The 16,719-nt window shown below is 64.1% G+C and carries 17 protein-coding genes; 10 read left to right on the top strand and 7 right to left on the bottom strand.

From position 1 onward, the window contains the following. Positions 1–2: 2 nt before the first annotated feature. Positions 3–983, bottom strand: coding sequence for a zinc-dependent alcohol dehydrogenase (locus FF124_RS01470; protein WP_246072139.1), 981 nt, complete (start codon positions 981–983; stop codon positions 3–5). 221 nt (positions 984–1,204) lie between these two features. Here FF124_RS01470 and ribA point away from each other — a divergent pair, with 221 nt between their 5' ends. Next, positions 1,205–2,311, top strand: a complete 1,107-nt coding sequence (gene ribA / locus FF124_RS01465) for a GTP cyclohydrolase II RibA (protein WP_138746697.1) — start codon at positions 1,205–1,207, stop codon at positions 2,309–2,311. A 6-nt stretch (positions 2,312–2,317) separates the two neighbouring features. Then, positions 2,318–3,133 carry a CDP-alcohol phosphatidyltransferase family protein gene (locus FF124_RS01460; protein WP_138746696.1) on the top strand — a complete coding sequence of 272 codons (816 nt, stop codon included), beginning with the start codon at positions 2,318–2,320 and terminating at the stop codon, positions 3,131–3,133. Here the strand turns inward: FF124_RS01460 and FF124_RS01455 are convergent. Then, on the bottom strand, positions 3,118–4,041 hold the full coding sequence (locus tag FF124_RS01455) for a lysylphosphatidylglycerol synthase transmembrane domain-containing protein (protein WP_246072138.1): 924 nt from the start codon (positions 4,039–4,041) through the stop codon (positions 3,118–3,120). The two genes, FF124_RS01460 and FF124_RS01455, sit on opposite strands and share 16 nt — an antisense overlap. 52 nt (positions 4,042–4,093) lie before the next feature. On the opposite strand from FF124_RS01455, the gene FF124_RS01450 reads away from it, so the two are divergent. Further along, entirely contained in the window at positions 4,094–5,770 is a 1,677-nt protein-coding gene (locus FF124_RS01450) for a sulfatase-like hydrolase/transferase (protein ID WP_138746694.1), read from the top strand. A gap of 55 nt (positions 5,771–5,825) precedes the next feature. On the opposite strand, the gene FF124_RS01445 is transcribed toward FF124_RS01450, so the two are convergent. From FF124_RS01445 to FF124_RS01425, 5 genes are read right to left on the bottom strand one after another with little or no spacing between them, the layout of a single operon-like run. After that, positions 5,826–6,338 (bottom strand): hypothetical protein, encoded by a 513-nt coding sequence (locus FF124_RS01445; RefSeq protein ID WP_138746693.1) that lies wholly within the window; start codon positions 6,336–6,338, stop codon positions 5,826–5,828. Continuing rightward, the gene (locus FF124_RS01440; protein ID WP_138746692.1) at positions 6,331–7,635 is read right to left on the bottom strand and encodes a hypothetical protein; all 1,305 of its coding nucleotides are present in this window, start codon (positions 7,633–7,635) and stop codon (positions 6,331–6,333) included. Before FF124_RS01440 ends, FF124_RS01445 begins: the two co-directional genes overlap by 8 nt. Further along, positions 7,632–8,390 carry an ABC transporter ATP-binding protein gene (locus FF124_RS01435; protein WP_138746691.1) on the bottom strand — a complete coding sequence of 253 codons (759 nt, stop codon included), beginning with the start codon at positions 8,388–8,390 and terminating at the stop codon, positions 7,632–7,634. Before FF124_RS01435 ends, FF124_RS01440 begins: the two co-directional genes overlap by 4 nt. Next, a complete protein-coding gene (locus FF124_RS01430) occupies positions 8,387–9,442 on the bottom strand; it encodes a FecCD family ABC transporter permease (RefSeq protein WP_138746690.1) in 1,056 nt (351 codons plus the stop codon). Before FF124_RS01430 ends, FF124_RS01435 begins: the two co-directional genes overlap by 4 nt. Then, entirely contained in the window at positions 9,439–10,521 is a 1,083-nt protein-coding gene (locus FF124_RS01425) for an ABC transporter substrate-binding protein (RefSeq protein WP_138746689.1), read from the bottom strand. The genes FF124_RS01430 and FF124_RS01425 overlap by 4 nt, the downstream gene beginning before the upstream one ends. 416 nt (positions 10,522–10,937) lie before the next feature. Here FF124_RS01425 and pcaF point away from each other — a divergent pair, with 416 nt between their 5' ends. The 7 genes from pcaF to FF124_RS01390 are packed head-to-tail and all read left to right on the top strand — an operon-like array spanning position 10,938 to position 16,690. After that, on the top strand, positions 10,938–12,143 hold the full coding sequence (gene pcaF, locus FF124_RS01420) for a 3-oxoadipyl-CoA thiolase (protein ID WP_138746688.1): 1,206 nt from the start codon (positions 10,938–10,940) through the stop codon (positions 12,141–12,143). Between the two features lie 20 nt (positions 12,144–12,163). Beyond that, on the top strand, positions 12,164–13,162 hold the full coding sequence (paaA, locus tag FF124_RS01415) for a 1,2-phenylacetyl-CoA epoxidase subunit PaaA (RefSeq protein WP_138746687.1): 999 nt from the start codon (positions 12,164–12,166) through the stop codon (positions 13,160–13,162). A 29-nt stretch (positions 13,163–13,191) separates the two neighbouring features. Beyond that, positions 13,192–13,476, top strand: coding sequence for a 1,2-phenylacetyl-CoA epoxidase subunit PaaB (paaB, locus tag FF124_RS01410; RefSeq protein WP_024708712.1), 285 nt, complete (start codon positions 13,192–13,194; stop codon positions 13,474–13,476). A 38-nt stretch (positions 13,477–13,514) separates the two neighbouring features. After that, positions 13,515–14,312 (top strand): 1,2-phenylacetyl-CoA epoxidase subunit PaaC, encoded by a 798-nt coding sequence (paaC, locus tag FF124_RS01405; RefSeq protein WP_138746970.1) that lies wholly within the window; start codon positions 13,515–13,517, stop codon positions 14,310–14,312. Positions 14,313–14,350: 38 nt separating this feature from the next. Next, positions 14,351–14,839: a 1,2-phenylacetyl-CoA epoxidase subunit PaaD gene (paaD, locus tag FF124_RS01400; protein ID WP_246072155.1), complete on the top strand. Its 489-nt coding sequence runs from the start codon at positions 14,351–14,353 to the stop codon at positions 14,837–14,839. A 14-nt stretch (positions 14,840–14,853) separates the two neighbouring features. Beyond that, on the top strand, positions 14,854–15,930 hold the full coding sequence (gene paaE, locus FF124_RS01395) for a 1,2-phenylacetyl-CoA epoxidase subunit PaaE (RefSeq protein ID WP_138746685.1): 1,077 nt from the start codon (positions 14,854–14,856) through the stop codon (positions 15,928–15,930). Next, positions 15,920–16,690, top strand: coding sequence for a Phenylacetic acid catabolic protein (locus FF124_RS01390; RefSeq protein ID WP_138746684.1), 771 nt, complete (start codon positions 15,920–15,922; stop codon positions 16,688–16,690). Before paaE ends, FF124_RS01390 begins: the two co-directional genes overlap by 11 nt. Positions 16,691–16,719: the final 29 nt, after the last annotated feature.

The raw sequence follows: 16,719 nt of genomic DNA, 5'->3' as shown, positions 1-16,719 counted from the left end.
CCTCAGTAGCGGATGCGGTGGCAGAGCGTATCGGGAGACGACAGGATGCCGGAATAGGCCGCCTCGATCTCCTCAAATGAAGTGTCGCCCGAAATCAGCGCGTCAAGGCGGGCATCGGCAAGAAGCTGCAGCGCCTTTCCCATGCGCCGCGCAAACGTCCAGCGGGCGCGGTGTGAGGGCGGCAGCGAACCGACCTGGGAACTGACGATGGCAAGCCGCCGCGCGTGAAACGGTCCGCCGAGCGGAATCGCGGCATCGCCGCTGCCGTGCCAGCTCGCCTCGACAATCCGCGCTTCCTGCCCGGCTGCGGCGATGGCCGCGCCAAGCGCCTTGTCGGATCCAGACGCATTGACCGCCACGTCAAAGGGGCCTTCGTAATTGCCGTTCGCGAAGGCGAGGCCGAGCTTTTCGGCGAGCGCGGCCCGGTTCTCGTTGGGATCGATCAGCGTCGTCTCGGTCGCCGGAATGGAGGACGCCAGGAAGGCGACCAGAGCACCGACAGTGCCCGCGCCGAAGACGGCGACCGTATCGCCCGGCTGGATGCCGGCATCCCAGACAATGTTCAGCGCGGTCTCCATATTGGCGGCGAGAACCGCGCGTTCCGGCGGCAGGTCCCCGGGCAAGGGGGACAGCATGGCGGCGGGCGCCACGAACCGGTCCTGATGGGGATGGAGGCAGAAGACGAGCCGGCCGACGCTCCCGTCCGGGCCCTCGGCGATCCTTCCGACGGCGGCATAGCCATATTTAACCGGAAAGGGAAAATCCCCCGCCATATTGGGGCCGCGCATGCGCTCGCGCTCGCTTTCCGGCACCCTGCCGTGGAAAACGAGGCTCTCCGTGCCCCGGCTCACCCCGGTGAACAGCGTCTCGACAAGCGCCTCGTCGGTGCCGGGACGCCGCAGTCTTTCCTCGCGCAAGAGAGCGCGCCCGGCTTCGGGAAACCACAAGGCCCGTGCCTCAAGCTGCCGTTCTCTTTCTGACAATGCCCTCTCCCTGCCGCAATCGATGACCATTCGTTCAAAGACGTCAACGGCTCGGCCTTTGTTCCGGATCACGCGAAGTTGCTCTTCAATTTCTGTTTTTTGTGCAGCAGACTGAACCACTTGGGAAGAGCAAACGTTCATAGGAAGAGAACCAACGCATTTTCCGGACGCCCGCGACGGTCTGTCGACCGAAAGGCAGCGCGCCCGAGGAGGAAATAAGCATGCGGCAAGACAAGAGTTTTGATTTTGCGACCCTTACCCCCGAAGCGGAGGTGGAGCGGGCCGTTGCCGAACTGCGTTTCGGTCGCCCCGTGATCATGCGTGAGGTCGGGAGGCGGATCGCCGCGCTCGCGCTTGATTGCGTCGCGCCGGCGCTGTTCGACCAGTTCGCCCGCGCCGCCGAAAACCGCCACAGCCTGTTCCTGACGCGCGAACGGGCTGACAGGCTCGGCATTCGCGCTGATGGCGGGATCGCCGTGCCGCTTGCCGGGATTGGGTTTGACGAGGCCTCAAGGCTTGCCTATGCGCTCTCCAGCGAGAAACCCGCCGCCTGGACGGACGCCGATCCTCTGGCGGCGGCCTCGCAGGAACTGGCGCGGCTTGCGCTCCTGCTGCCGGCCATGGTGACAAGCGAAATCGCGCCGGAAGACGGGCGGTTCGCCGCCTGCCAGGAAATCGACTTTGCAACGCTTGATCAAAGCGAGGGCGCCCGGCAGAATTTCCAGCAGGTGGTACGCACGCGGGTGCCGCTGAAGGAGATCGGCGACGCCGACTTCGCCGTTTTCCGCGGCGGGCTGGCGCAAAAGGACCAGATCGCCATCATCGTCGGCAAGCCGGACCTCGGCGCGCCGGTGCCGGTGCGCATCCACTCCTCCTGCATTACCGGCGATCTTTCCGGCTCGCTCAAATGCGATTGCGGCGACCAGCTTCGAAATGGACTGAAACAGCTTAAGGCCGCCGGCGGCGGCGTGCTGGTCTATCTCGACCAGGAGGGACGCGGCACCGGCATCGGCGCCAAGATGCGCGCCTATGGTTATCAGCATCAGGGCCTCGACACGATCGACGCCGACGCCGAACTGGGCCTTGCAAGCGATCACCGCCGCTACGAGGCCGCCGCCGCCATGCTCAGCCTGCTCGGCATTTCCAGCGTGGTGCTGCATACCAACAATCCGACGAAGATTGACGGACTGCGTGCAAACGGCATTGATGTATCGGGCCATGTCCGCGTTACCGGCACGGTCACGACCGACAATGTCAACTATCTTCGCACCAAGACGCTGAGGGCCGGCCATACCCTGGAGCTCGAAAGCCTGATCGCGGCGGAATAGGACGAGATGAGCACGCTTGAACCGCCGACTTCCGGGCGACCCTATCTGCGCCATTTCCGCTTGCCTGTTCAGGAGGGCAGCGAGGAAAGAGCACAATCGCGGGAACGCCGCCTCATCAAGAGCACGCTGACGACGCTTTCGGCGATCTATCTCGTCTCGATCGCGGCCTTCATTGTGCTGGCCGAACGGCTTGCGACGGGGCCTGATGCCGTGGTCGCGTCGGCGCTCACGCTGCTCGTCATCTTCGCGCTGGTGGTTCACGCGCTGCCCGGCCATGACCATGCCCGTTTCGGTCCGGCCAATATCATCACTGCCATCCGCGCGGCGATGGTGAGCTTTTTCGGCGCGGCGATGTTTTTCGGCAATCTCTCGGAGACTATCGAGCTCTATGCGCTCGTTATCCTCGTCGTGAGCGCGCTTGCGCTGGACGGGGTCGATGGTCACCTCGCCCGACGCACCCGCCTTCAGTCGGCGCTCGGCACGCGGTTCGACATGGAGGTCGATGCCTTCCTGATCCTGCTTCTGTCTGTTGCGGCCTTCCTGCTCGGCAAGGCCGGCATCTGGGTGCTGGCGATCGGCTCGATGCGCTATGGCTTCGTGCTGGCGCAGCTCGGTCTGCCCTTCCTGAAGGCGCCCCTCCCGCCCTCTTTCCGGCGCAAGGTGATCTGCGTGATCCAGGTGGCCGCACTTTGCGTCCTGCTTCTGCCCATCATCGCGCCGCCGGTCTCAACTGCGGTCGCGGCGATCGCCCTTCTCCTGATCACCTATTCCTTCGGGGTTGATATCGTTCACCTCGCACGCCGACGTCACCGCCCGTCATGATCGCGCCGGCGTCGCAGCGTGGCTGCCAGCAGGACAAGGCCCTGCGGGGCGACGCCGAAAAGCGAGATGAGGCCGTAGAGCAGGCTCGCCGAAAGTCCTTCGGCGCTGGTGAGCCCGAAGAGCGGCCAGAGAGCGGCGGCGGCCGCCTCCCGCGTGCCCCAGCCGCCGACGCCCGCCGGGATCAGCATCGTCATCAGGCAAAGCGGGATGACCGTGACGGCGGCAACAGGCGGCAGCGGCGCGCCGGTGGCATCAGCCGCGATCATGAACACGGCGATATAGGACACCACCGTCAGCATGCTGAGACCGAACTGGATGCCGGCCGCGCCGCGCCGCCAGAAGACGGCGGCAAGATCGGGCTTGAGCGTTTCGAACCGGGCAAAAAGCCTGCTGCGGGCAATGACCAGGCCAAGACCTGCGGCAAGCGCCAGAAAACCCGTGCAGATGAAAACCAGCCGATAGAAGCCGGGCGGCAGGCTTTCCGCCAGAAGCAGCGGCCAGGCGAACAGGCCGGCGCCGGCGACAAGGAAGAACGCAAACTGCCCCGAAAGCCGTTCGAGCACGATCGCCGCCGCCGGCCTTTTCCAGCCATCTTCCGTGCGGGCGCGATAGGCGCGCACCGCATCGCCCGCCATGCCGCCCGGCAGCACCTGGTTGACGAAACTGGCGATGTAATATTCGCCTATGGCAAGGCGGACGGGAATGGCGTGGCCGAGTCTTGCGGAGGTGAACCGCCAGCGCAGCGCCGACAGGATGACCTGCAACTGCACGATGGCCAGCGCGGCCGCCAGCGGCGCGACAGTGACATTCTCGAAGGCCGCCGCCACATCGGCGGGGTCGACAGCGATAACCAGTCCGGCAATGATCGCCAGACAGAAGATCACAGCAAGGACGCCATATGCGGACAACAGCCGCTCCTCTTGCATTCACGCGGGTTTCGGATGACCGGACGGTCGAGTCATGATGGCTGAGCGACCGCCTGGCAAGCAGAACCTTTCAGCGCGGGGCATCGGCGCGGCGCTTGCCTTCTCGCTCGTCGCCCTTTTCGTGCTCAATCTTCCGGACCATCCGCATGCCTTCTCGCTCCGGGCCTTCCTGCATCTGCCGGTGGAGATCCCGATCCTGGCGCTGGCGCTGGTGCTCTTGCCGCGCCGCATGGCGCTCTGGCTTGCCGCCCTTTCAACCGGCGCGCTCGGGCTCGTGCTGTTCCTCAGGCTCGGGGATATCGGCGTGCAGTCGGCCTTCCAGCGCCGCTTCAATCCCTATCTCGACGTCCGGATCTTCGCCGATGGATGGAACGTGTTTTCCGGCGCCGTCGGGCCCCTCGCCGCATCACTGGCGGTTGCCGGCGCGGTGATCGCCTTCCTTGCCGTGCTGGCATTGTTCTTCCTTTCCGCCCGTGCGCTTACGCGTCTTTCCGGCACGGCGGCGCGCAATCTGGTGATCGCCTTTTCCGGCGTCCTGGCCGCGGGGTTATTCCTGTGGGGTGCGGGACTGGCAACCGGAACCCGGCCCTATGCCGATACCGGCGGCTCCGCCTATGTCGTCTCCCGCGTCCAGGCGGTGGCAAAGGCGATGCGGGACATGCGGCGCTTCGACGGGATGCTCGCGACAAGCGACAGCCTGCCGGATGCCGATACGCTTTTCCGGGCGGTCGAAGGGCGCGATATCGTGCTTGTTTTCATCGAATCCTACGGCCGCAGCGCGGTCGAAGACCCGCGCTATGCGCCGCTGATCGACCCGCGCCTCGATGCGGTCGAGGCGGAACTGAGCGAGGCCGGTTTTGCCTCCGCCAGCGGCTGGAGCGTGTCGCCGACCATGGGCGGCCTCAGCTGGCTTGCCCACGGCACCTTCCTCTCCGGTCTCTGGGTCGACAACCAGGCCCGTTATGACCGGCTGATGATGAGCGACCGCAAGAGCCTCAACCGGCTGTTCCGTGAAGCCGGCTGGCGCACCGCCGCCATCATGCCAGCGATCACCATGGACTGGCCGGAAGGCAGTTACTACGGCTATGATACGATCTTCGCCTCGGATGATCTCGGCTATGAGGGAAAGCCGTTCAACTGGGTGACCATGCCCGACCAGTACACGCTTTTGGCCTTTGACCGGCTGGTGCGCCACACGGGAGACGACCGGCCGGTGATGGCCGAGATCGCGCTGATCTCCAGTCACGCCCCTTGGACGCCGGTGCCCGAGCTGATCGACTGGGCCGATGTCGGCGATGGCCGCGCCTTCGATGCGCAGGCGACAAGCGGTGATCCGCCGGCGGTGGTCTGGTCCGACCGCGACCGGGTGCGGCGTCAATATATCGAGACCATCGATTATTCGCTGCAGACCATCGGCGACTATATCGCGCGTTTCGGCGAGGACGCCGTCTTTATCGTGCTTGGCGATCACCAGCCCGCGCCGCTCGTCACCGGGCCGGATGCCTCGCGCGCCGTGCCCGTCCACGTCATCAGCCGCGATGCGCAACTTGTCGAACGGTTTGAGGCGGAAGGTTTTACGCCCGGCATGATCCCCGGCGCCGATGCGTCCGAACTGTCCATGGACACGATGCGGGACAGGGTGATCCGGCTGTTCTCCGCGCCGCCGTCCACCGTTCAGCCTGCCCCGGCGGCCCTCAACGGGGCCTTATGACGAAGAAAATCGGATCCGGTCGCGGGCATCAGCGGAAAGCCCGTCGATGCGGCGTTCAGCCGATCAGCCGCGCCGTATAGATTTCGCCTGCGGGCAGCGGCAAAAGGCGGTCTGCCATTTCGCGCTTCAGCGCTTCGTGGCGTTCGGTTTCCGCGGCCGACTTGTCCTTCTTGCCGCCGAGCCGTACGAATTCCTCCAGCACATGTCCGGGTTTGATGACGGCTTCCGCCAGTTTTCCGCGATAGGAAAAGCGGAAGAGATAAGGTCCCGGCGGATCGGTGATCACGTCCTTGCCGCCGAGAGGACGGAAGACGGCGAGCCGGTCTTCCGTCAGCGCCCGCGTCACCATTTCCAGCGCATCGCGCCCGCCCGGGCCGGTGAAGGCGGTGAGCACCGAGATTTCGCGGCGCTCCAGCGGCGCATCATCAAGCAGCGGAAAGGCCGCCTGCATGGCTTTCAGCCCGTGGACCACGCCGCCCGGAAAACCGCCGCCATGATAGGCCATGATATCGTTGAAGGAAAAGGTGAGGTCGCGGCCGCCTTCGCGGACCGTGATCGTGTCATGCATCGAGAAAACCCTTCAGATTGGGAATGAACCGGTCGAGGAAACGCGTCGTCGCCGGCATGAAATGCGAACCGTGGTGGAACATCGGGTCCAGCGAGGAGATGATCATCCGCCCGGGCGTCGACACGTCGTCGATATAGAAGATCGCGCGGCCCTCGCCGTCGCGCACAAGAACTGTGGCGCCTTCCGGTGGTTCGAAAAAGCCGTGCAGATGCCAGGTCGCGTCGCGGGCGCTCATCCCCGCCATCAGCGGATGGGCGGGCTCGGCGATCGTGACGCCGAGATCGGCCCCCGGCTCCAGCCACCACCACCAGTTCGTCGGGGTCCGGGTGAAGGCGACGTTGGGCAGCCACAGATGCGAGAGGCTTTCGCCAAGCGCGACCACCGTGCCGCCGGCGGCAAGATGCCGGTCGATGACGGGCCGTTGCGCGATCATCCGCTGCGCGGGCGTGCGGCAGGGCACCCACAGCGTATCATCATCACGCAAACTCTCGCCAAGGGCTTCCGGCATCGTGATCACGTCGAACAGGTCGCCATAGCGTGGACCTTCGAGGCTGCGGATCTGGTAATAGCAACCCGATGAGGGCAGGACGAGGCGCTTTTCCCGTTTGGGCGCGGACCGGAAGCCCGGATAGTCCTCCGCATCGGCCAGACGCTTTCGGTAGTCGTCTGCGGTTTGCGTCGCCGTCATCGGATCAACGCAATCGCCGCCATTGGCCCAGGCGATGATGCGCGCGGCAAGCGTTGCCGGCAGGTTCCATTCGCGCCCCATCGTGGCAAGGTCGTTGCCCGCATGGCTGAAGATGCGTCCGCCTTCGGGCCGCGCCCAGACCCAGTCGACCGGCACGGCGCCCGGCCCGAGCCCGTTGACGATGACGGCGCCCTCCGGCGGCGGGTTGCATCCGCGTCCGTAAAACCCGGCAACGTTCTTGTTGGTCTCGAGCTTTTCCAGATCTATACCGTCGAAGATCGGATGGGCATTGGCGGCCGAGAGATCGAAATCCGGCCGCTTCGGCGCAGCAATCGGCCGATATTGCGCCATGCCATCGACCAGCGGACGCAGCATGTGACCATTGAAGAGCCAGCGGCCGCCGCGGCTCAGAAAGGCGGCAAGCGCCGCCTTGAGGCCGAGCATGGCGTTCTGATCAAGCTGATTGCCGGTGATCAGTCCGTCATGGTTGGCCAGATGTTCTGCGCGCAGGTCGCACTGGTCGACAATGGTGACCACGCCTTCGGCTTCGGCCTGACGAAAGGTCTCTGACGGCCCCTCATAGGCCGATTTGACATAAAGAACGCTCATGAAAATTCCCTTCCGGCGAAAGCCGGTATCACGGCCTTGCGGGTGCCGCTTTCCGGTCCCGTCAGGTCCACCCAGCGCATGTCGACGCCGTAAAGCTTCGCCAGCGCCTCGGGCACGATCATCTCCTCCACCGTGCCGTTCTCCTCGTGTCCGCCCGGCATCATCATCAGCACGTCGTCGGCGGCTGCCAGCGCGTGGTTCGGGTCGTGCGTGGTGAAGAGAATCGCCTTGTCGCGCCGCGCGCGCAGCATGTTCAGAAGATCGAGCGTCTTTGCCTGGTTGCCGAGGTCGAGCGCCGAGGTCGGCTCGTCGAAGACCAGCGCGGGCGAGCCGGTGGCGAGCGCCCGGGCAATCAGGATCATCTGCCGCTGTCCGCCCGACATGCGGTCATAGCGGTGAACTGCCAGATGCGTGGCGCCGACGATTTCCAGCGCCTCTTCCGCTGCCGCGATGTCATCCTTGCCCGGCTGGCCGAAAAGACCGATCTGCGCGGCATGGCCCATGACCACGACATCGAGGCCGGAGAGCTTCGCCTGTGACGCCCCGTGCTGCGGCACGTAGCCGGCGATCCTCGGTGCGGTGCGCCGCCCCGTCCTCAGCGGCTGGAAGCCGAGGAGCGCGCGCAGAAGCGTCGTCTTGCCCCGGCCGTTCGGCCCGAGGATCGCCATGGTGCGTCCGACCGGCACCTCGAAGCTCACATCGCGGAAGATGACATTGTGACCGAAGGCGACGCTGGCATTTTCAAGTCCGATCATGGCTGGTTCGCCTTCGAGAAATGCCGGCGCAGAAGCAGGCCGAAGACCGGCGCGCCGATCAGCGCCGTCAGCACGCCGAGCGGGATTTCCGCAGACGTCAGCGTGCGCGCCAGCGTATCGACAAAGGTGAGATAGGCGGCCCCCAGAATGGCCGAGGCCGGGATCAGCACACGGTGATCCTCGCCCACCAGAATGCGCGCGGCATGGGGAATAACGAGGCCGATCCAGCCGATAATGCCGGCAATCGCAACCGAAGTCGCCGTCATCAGCGCCGTGGCGATGAAGATGAACCAGCGTTCGCGATCCGGATTGACGCCGAGCGAACGCGCCTCGGTATCTTCCAGCGCCAGAAGATTGAGCCGGTAGCGGAAGAGCCAGATGGCGACGATGCCGATGGCAAGGCCCGGCAGCCCGAGCCAGAACCGCGCCCAGGTGGCCGTCGAAAACGAGCCCATCAGCCAGTAGACGATCGCCGGCAACGAGGTGTTGGGGTCGGCAACAAACTGCACCACGGAGACGAGCGCGGAGAACAGCGCGCCGACCACCATGCCCGAGAGAATGACGGTGACGATCTCGGTGCGCCCGTTGATGCGCGCCAGGAGGCCGACGATGACGAGGGCGGCAAGTCCGAAGATGAAGGCGAGCCCCAGAAGCGTAACCCCGGCATAGCCGAGCAGAATGGCAAGCGCGCCGCCAAAGGCAGCCCCCTGGCTGATGCCGAGCACCTGTTGCGAGACCAGCGGATTGCGGAAGACGCCCTGAAGCGCTGCACCGCCGACAGCCAGCGCCGCGCCGGAAACGGCGGCGATCAGAACGCGCGGCATGCGCACCAGCAGCACGATCCGCTCGTCGATAGTCTCAAGCGGCGCGGAAGGTGCTGCGATCCAGGCAAGAATGATCTCGGCAATCCGGCCGGGCGAGACTGAAAATCGCCCCGCGCCGATGGCAAAGACCAGGGCCGCGAAAAGTGCTGCAAAAAGGCCGACGAAGACGCCGGCCCGCAAGGCGCCGGACCCGCCGCAAAGGCGGGCGCCGGCTGTCACATCGCTCATGACTTGGCCTTGAACTGATCGTAATTGGCCGCGCCGTCATTGAGGTCGGTCCAGAGAATGCCGTCAATGTCGTCTTCGGTCAGATCGTAGTCGTAGATCTTCGCATAGGCGTCCTTCATCTCGGCACGGAGGTCATAGTCGAAGACATCCGGGTGCAGGAGCTCGGCAAGCCACATCCAGGTCAGCGGGCTCTCCGTGTTCGGCGGATCCCAGCGATAGCCGCCGAGCGGCATGCGGTAGACCTTGTGGTTCCGCGCCGCATTGGTGAGCGACAGGATCGGGTCCTCATAGATGCGCTCGGGCGAAATATCGCTCTCGAAATTGTTGAGCAGGATGACGTCGGGGTTCCAGGCGGCGATCTGTTCGGGATTGATGGTCACGCCATTGGCCTCGAGGTCAGCCGAGGCGCTCTTGCCGCCGGTAAGCTCGATATACCAGCTATTGTAATTGTTCTTCGCGCCCGACGCCTTCAGCGTCTCCTGGGCGCGCAGAAGGTAGAGCACTTTCGGCTTGTCGGCCTCGTCGATGGCGGCGGCCTTGTCGGCGATGTCGTTGGCGACCTCTTCGCGCCATTCGATCAGCGGGCCGATGCGGTCGTCACGGCCCATGGCGACGGCCGACATGGTCATGTAGTCGCGCGCCTTTTCCTCCGTGCCGTAGGAGATCAGCATGGTCGTCAGCCCGGCATTGGTGATCGGGTCGACAAGATCATTGCCGCGATCGGCCCACTGGATGACGAGATCGGGATTGGTGGCGGCCAGTTCCTCGACATTGGGAATGAAGTTCGGCGCGGTGATGTCGGAGGAGATGTTTCTGGCCTCCGGATAGATCTTGCCGAGAATGCCGTCGAGCACGGCCTGTTTTGCGACCGGGTTCATGCCGACCTGCTTTTCGACGCCGCCATCGATCGCGATCAGCGTCGAGGCCATCGGCATCGGGATCGAGGCAACGCGCTCGGCGGGTTTCTCCAGAACCACTGCGCGGCCGGCCTGGTCGGTGATTTCGATCGGGTCGGCATGGGCGATGCTTGCGCCGGCCAGGATGAGGGAAGCGATGCCGAGCGGCAAGACGGTCTTCATGGGAAGCTCCTTTGACATATGGCAGGTAGGAACTTTTATATTAAGGTGATTTTTACAGTCAAGTTTTAATGCAACCCAGGCGCTATTTGGTCGCAGGGCGCGTATCGAAACTTCGACGGTTCAGGCGCGTGGGCGGGAGACGTTCGGTTATTCGAAACCGACGGCAAGGATGCCTGGCAGGCGCGAAAATCCCGAAATTAAGTGCAAATAAATCAATGCTTTATTCGGCTCTCCGTATAAAACATCACAGAAAATAGAACAAATCCCTTTTTGCGTGATGTTTTATGCGCTATATAAGTGACCGATCGGTCGGCGAATTGAGGGTTCCCGACCGGATGCCCGGCGAAAGCGGCTCGCGCAGCCGTCATGCGGGCAAGGGATTTGACGCGGCTGCTGCCGCCGAAGGAGGAGCATTCATGGCGCAAGCCTTTATCTGCGATGGAATCCGCACGCCTGTGGGCCGCTATGGCGGCGCGCTGTCCGCCGTGCGCGCCGATGATCTGGCAGCCGTGCCGCTTTCCGCATTGCAGGAGAGAAACGGCGAGGTCGACTGGGAAAGCGTCGATGATGTCATTCTCGGCTGCGCCAACCAGGCGGGCGAGGACAATCGCAATGTCGCGCGCATGGCGGTGCTGCTCTCCGGCCTGCCGGAAGGCGTGCCGGGCACCACGGTCAACCGGCTCTGCGGTTCGGGCATGGATGCGATCGGCCTTGCCGCGCGCACCATCCGCGCCGGCGATGGCAGCCTGATGATTGCCGGCGGCGTTGAAAGCATGAGCCGCGCGCCCTTCGTCATGGGCAAGGCGGAAACGGCTTTTTCCCGCAAGGCGGAAATCTACGACACCACGATCGGCTGGCGCTTCAAGAACAGGAAGTTTCACAGTGCGTTCGGCACGCACTCCATGCCCGAGACCGCCGACAATGTTGCCGCCGATTATGATATTTCCCGCGAGGATCAGGACCGGTTCGCGGCCATGAGCCAGGCGCGCTGGAAGGCGGCCCAGGACGCCGGCGTCTATGCCGATGAAATCGTGCCGGTCACCATTCCCCGGAAGAAGGGCGATCCGGTTGTCTTCGATACCGACGAGCATCCGCGTCCGGGCACCACGGCCGAGGTTCTGGCCAAGCTCAAGGGCGTCAATGCGCCGGAGCTTTCCGTTACCGCCGGCAATGCGTCCGGCGTCAATGACGGCGCGGCCGGACTGCTGATCGCTTCGGAACAGGCGGCAAGCGCGAACGGCCTTACGCCGAAGGCGCGGATCGTTGCCATGGCGGCTGCCGGCGTCGCTCCGCGCGTCATGGGCATCGGCCCGGTTCCGGCCACCCGCAAGGTGCTGAAGCTCGCCGGACTTTCGCTTTCCGACATGGACGTGATCGAGCTCAACGAGGCCTTTGCCGCGCAAAGCCTTGCCGTCCTGCGCGAACTCGGCCTTCCCGATGACGCGGCCCATGTGAACGCCAATGGCGGTGCGATCGCCATCGGCCATCCGCTTGGCATGTCCGGCGCCCGACTGGTGCTGACGGCCGCAAACCAGCTTCACCGCACCGGCGGGCGCTACGGCCTTTGCACCATGTGCATCGGCGTCGGCCAGGGCATTGCCATGATTATCGAACGGATCTGACCAAGGAGGCCTTGAGAGCCATGTATGCACAGATGGTAAAATCGGAAGGCATGAAATCCCGCGAAGAGATGTCGCCGGAAGAACAGGCCTTCCAGGACCGCATTGACCGCGGCGAGAAGATCGAGCCGAAGGACTGGATGCCCGAGGGCTACCGCAAGACGCTGGTGCGCCAGATCGGTCAGCACGCCCATTCGGAAATCGTCGGCCAGCTTCCCGAGGGCAACTGGATCACCCGCGCGCCCTCGCTGGAGCGCAAGGCGATCCTGCTGGCAAAAGTGCAGGACGAGGCCGGCCACGGGCTCTACCTCTATTCGGCCGCCGAAACGCTCGGCGTTTCGCGCGACGACCTGATGGAAAAACTCCATGACGGGCGGATGAAATATTCCTCGATCTTCAACTACCCGACGCTGAACTGGGCTGATATGGGCGCTGTCGGCTGGCTGGTCGATGGGGCTGCGATCATGAACCAGGTGCCGCTGCAGCGCACATCCTTCGGGCCCTATTCGCGGGCGATGATCCGCATCTGCAAGGAGGAAAGCTTCCACCAGCGCCAGGGCTATTCGATCATGATGAAGATGGCCTTCGGCACGCCGGAGCAGAAGGAGATGGCGCAGGATGCGCTGAACCGCTTCTGGTACCCGTCGCTGATGATGTTCGGCCCGTCCGACAAGGATTCGGTGCATTCCGCACAGTCGATGGCGTGGAAGATCAAGATCAACACCAATGACGAGCTGCGCCAGAAATTCGTCGACCAGACGGTGCCGCAGGCGAAATATCTGGGCCTGTCGATCCCGGACGAGAACCTTGCCTGGAACGAGGAGAAGGGCGGCTACGACTTCTCCGAGCCGGACTGGTCGGAATTCTTCGAGGTGATCAAGGGCAATGGCCCGTGCAACCGCGAACGCATCGAAGCCCGCCGCAAGGCCTGGTATGACGGCGAATGGTTCCGCGACGGGCTTGCCGCCCACGGCGAAAAGGAAGCGCGGCGCGCCAAGGCGCCGGTCGCGGCCGCAGAATAAGCGCACAGCGTTTCTCAAGGGAGGAAAACATGTCCAAGGAATGGCCGCTCTATGAAGTCTTCATCCGGGGTCAGCACGGTCTGAACCACCGCCATGTCGGCAGCCTGCACGCGCCGGACGCGGAAATGGCGATCCGCCACGCCCGCGACGTCTACACCCGCCGCAAGGAAGGCGTGTCGATCTGGGTGGTGAAGTCGAACGACATCACCGCATCCTCGCCGTCGGAAAAGGGCCCGCTCTTCGATCCGGCCGAAAGCAAGGCCTATCGTCATCCGACCTTCTTCGATATTCCGGAAGAAGTGGGGCATATGTGATGACCGCGACCGTCGAACATACGGGCAACGTCACGCCGATGGCGATTTCGACGACGCCCGACCCTTTCATCGGCGATGAAGCCCTGCGCCCGGCTTTCTTCGAGTGGCTCTGTCGCCTTGGCGATTCGACGCTGGTGCTCGGCCACCGCGTTTCCGAATGGTGCGGCCATGCGCCGGTGCTCGAGGAAGATATCGCCTTCGCCAATACCGCGCTCGATCTCATCGGTCATACCCAGATGTGGCTGGGGCTTGCCGGCGAGGTGGAGGGCGAGGGCCGCAGCGCCGATAATCTCGCTTACCTGCGTGATGCCGCAAAATTCCGCAACCTGCTGATCACCGAACTGCCGAAGGGCGACATGGGCGTCACCGTGATGCGCCAGTTCCTGTTCGATGCCTGGCATTTCGCCCTGCTGAAGCAACTGACGGGTTCGAAGAGCCCGCGCGTTGCCGAGATTGCCGCCAAGGCGGTCAAGGAAGCGGCCTATCATTTCGAGCGTTCCGCCGATCTGGTGATCCGGCTCGGCGACGGGACCGAGGAAAGCCATCGGCGCATGCAGGACGCGCTCGACTATCTCTGGCCCTATACCGGCGAGATGTTCATCACCGATGACATCGACCGGAGGATCGCGGAGGCGGGGATTGCGCCCGCGCCCGATGCACTGAGGGCCGAATGGGACCGGACGCTCGCTTCTGTCTTCTCCGAGGCGACGCTGAAGGCGCCGGAAGAGGGCTATGCCCATACCGGCGGCAAGACCGGGCGGCATACGGAGCATCTGGGCTTCATCCTGGCCGAGCTGCAATTCCTGCAGCGCGCCTATCCGGGAGCGGAATGGTGAGTGCTGCAACCGCCCTTCTGCCCTCGCCGGAAGAGGTGATGGCCTGGCTTTCCGAGGTGCCCGATCCCGAAATCCCGGTGATCTCGATCACCGAGCTCGGCATCGTGCGCAAGGTCGGCCATGACGGCGCAACGCTGGTTGTCACCGTGACACCCACCTATTCCGGCTGCCCGGCCGTGTCGCTGATCAATCTGGAAATCGAGGCCAAGCTCTTGGAAAAGGGCGTCGAGGATTTCCGGATCGAGCAGCAGCTCTCCCCGCCCTGGACGACGGATTTCCTGTCTCAGGAGGCGCGGGAAAAGCTTCGCGCATACGGCATTGCCCCGCCGATCGACGGTACGGCGGCCGATGGCCGTCTCGTGGCGCGCGCCGCGCGTCTTTCCGGCCGCTCAAATCTCGTCATTGCCTGTCCGCGCTGCGGTTCGGGCAATACGGAGAAGGTATCCCAGTTCGGCTCGACCCCCTGCAAGGCGTCCTATCGCTGCAAGGACTGTCTGGAGCCGTTCGATTATTTCAAGTGTATCTGAGGAGGAGTGATCAGATGGCACGGTTTCATCCGCTGGAAGTGACTGACATTCGCCGCGAAACGGCCGATGCGGTGGTGCTCACGCTGAAGCCCCGCGACGAGGATGCGAGCGCTTTCGGCTTTACCCAGGGTCAGTATCTGACCTTTCGCCGCCAGTTCGACGGCGAGGAAGTGCGCCGGTCCTATTCGATCTGCGCGGGTCTCGACGAGGGTTGCCTCAAGGTCGGCGTCAAGCGCGTGGAAGGCGGCGCCTTTTCCACCTTCGCCAATGAAGAGCTGAAGCCCGGCGACGTCATCGAGGCGATGCCGCCGATGGGCAAGTTCTTCACCCCGCTCGACGCCGGGGTGAGCAAGGATTATCTCGGCTTCGCCGGCGGTTCCGGCATCACGCCGCTGCTTTCGATCGTCAAGACGGTGCTGGCCCGCGAGCCGCAATCGCGCTTCACGCTGGTCTATGCCAACCGCCAGATCAAGTCGATCATGTTCCGCGAGGAGCTGGAAGACCTGAAGAACACCTATCTCGGCCGTCTTTCCGTCATTCATGTGCTGGAGAGCGACAGCCAGGAGATCGATCTCTTCACCGGCCGCATCGACGAGCAGAAGCTCGAGGCTTTCTTCAATCTCTGGATCGACCTTCCCGCCGTCGATACCGCCTTCATCTGCGGGCCGGAGCCGATGATGCTGACGATTGCCGCATCGCTGAAAAAGCACGGCATGAAGGACGAGCAGATCAAGTTCGAGCTGTTTGCCTCCTCCCAGCCGGGCCGCGCGAAGCAGAAGATCGTCTCGAAGGCGGCCGCGACCGCCGGCGAGAACGTGGAAATCCAGCTTACGCTCGATGGCACCACGCGCTCCTTCACCATGCCGCGCGACGGCACGGCGGTGCTCGATGCCGCGCTCGCCCACGATATCGATGCGCCTTACTCCTGCAAGGGCGGCATCTGCTCGACCTGCCGGGCCAAGGTTGTCGAGGGCGAAGTCGAGATGATCAGCAATCACGCGCTCGAAGATTATGAGGTGCGCGCCGGCTACGTGCTCTCCTGTCAGTGCCTGCCGCTCTCGGAAAAGGTGGTGATCAGCTATGACGAATGACATGTCGATCGCCGATTATCTGGCGGAAGGCGGCAAGCTCTCCTCGCCGGATAACGCCCCGCCGCTCTACCGCGCGGAGCTGATGCGGATGATGTCCTCCTTCGTCGACAGCGAGTTGGCGGGCTCGGCGGGTTTTGCCGCCGCCATCAACTGGGCGCCCGGCATTGCCGAGCGCATCGCCGCCAGCCGGATCGTGCTGGAAAAGGCCGATCATGCCGAGCGCGTGCTCGATCTGATGGGCGATTTCGGAACCGATACCGCGCTCTATAACCGCGCCCATAGCTGGGCGGCGCGGCTTGACCGCGATGCCGTGGTCGACACCCGCCGCATGGGCGGCGATATGCGGCTTTCCGTCTTCCACTATCCCTTCGAGGACTGGACGGATGCGGTGGTGATGAACGTTCTGATGGGCCTTGCGACGGTCATCCAGCTCGAAGAGATGACCCACGCCTCCTACACGCCCTATGCCGAGGTCATCCGCTCCGTTCTGCCGCGCGAGAAACGGCATATGGAGCTTGGGCTTGAAGGACTGAAGAAGCTCGCCGCGACCGATGAAGGCCGTGGGGCCGCGCAGAAAGCCGTTGCCTACTGGCATCCCCGCGTTGCCGAAACCTTCGGCCCGGCGGTCTCCGAACGTTTCGCCCGGCTTTCGCGCTTCGGCCTGCGCCACAGCGAAAACGAGGCGCTCAGGACCCGCTGGCGGGCCGACGCCGGAAGCGTGCTTGAGGACTGCGGGCTGAAGACGCCCGTCGCGGCCTGACCTGCAACATTTTGAGGCCTTGTCTGTGC

Source organism: Martelella lutilitoris, assembly GCF_005924265.1.
Taxonomy (GTDB): Bacteria; Pseudomonadota; Alphaproteobacteria; order Rhizobiales; family Rhizobiaceae; genus Martelella; species Martelella lutilitoris.
Note: the sequence above shows the minus strand (reverse complement) of the source record. Positions and strands in the feature narration are given on the sequence as shown.

Excerpts from the sequence above, each read along its gene's own strand:
- ribA (WP_138746697.1), top strand. The coding sequence starts at position 1,205 with ATGCGGCAAGACAAGAGTTTTGATTTTGCGACCCTTACCCCCGAAGCG.
- FF124_RS01460 (WP_138746696.1), top strand. The coding sequence starts at position 2,318 with ATGAGCACGCTTGAACCGCCGACTTCCGGGCGACCCTATCTGCGCCAT.
- FF124_RS01450 (WP_138746694.1), top strand. The coding sequence starts at position 4,094 with ATGATGGCTGAGCGACCGCCTGGCAAGCAGAACCTTTCAGCGCGGGGC.
- FF124_RS01445 (WP_138746693.1), bottom strand. The coding sequence starts at position 6,338 with ATGCATGACACGATCACGGTCCGCGAAGGCGGCCGCGACCTCACCTTT.
- FF124_RS01440 (WP_138746692.1), bottom strand. The coding sequence starts at position 7,635 with ATGAGCGTTCTTTATGTCAAATCGGCCTATGAGGGGCCGTCAGAGACC.
- FF124_RS01435 (WP_138746691.1), bottom strand. The coding sequence starts at position 8,390 with ATGATCGGACTTGAAAATGCCAGCGTCGCCTTCGGTCACAATGTCATC.
- FF124_RS01430 (WP_138746690.1), bottom strand. The coding sequence starts at position 9,442 with ATGAGCGATGTGACAGCCGGCGCCCGCCTTTGCGGCGGGTCCGGCGCC.
- FF124_RS01425 (WP_138746689.1), bottom strand. The coding sequence starts at position 10,521 with ATGAAGACCGTCTTGCCGCTCGGCATCGCTTCCCTCATCCTGGCCGGC.
- pcaF (WP_138746688.1), top strand. The coding sequence starts at position 10,938 with ATGGCGCAAGCCTTTATCTGCGATGGAATCCGCACGCCTGTGGGCCGC.
- paaA (WP_138746687.1), top strand. The coding sequence starts at position 12,164 with ATGTATGCACAGATGGTAAAATCGGAAGGCATGAAATCCCGCGAAGAG.
- paaB (WP_024708712.1), top strand. The coding sequence starts at position 13,192 with ATGTCCAAGGAATGGCCGCTCTATGAAGTCTTCATCCGGGGTCAGCAC.
- paaC (WP_138746970.1), top strand. The coding sequence starts at position 13,515 with ATGGCGATTTCGACGACGCCCGACCCTTTCATCGGCGATGAAGCCCTG.
- paaD (WP_246072155.1), top strand. The coding sequence starts at position 14,351 with ATGGCCTGGCTTTCCGAGGTGCCCGATCCCGAAATCCCGGTGATCTCG.
- paaE (WP_138746685.1), top strand. The coding sequence starts at position 14,854 with ATGGCACGGTTTCATCCGCTGGAAGTGACTGACATTCGCCGCGAAACG.
- FF124_RS01390 (WP_138746684.1), top strand. The coding sequence starts at position 15,920 with ATGACGAATGACATGTCGATCGCCGATTATCTGGCGGAAGGCGGCAAG.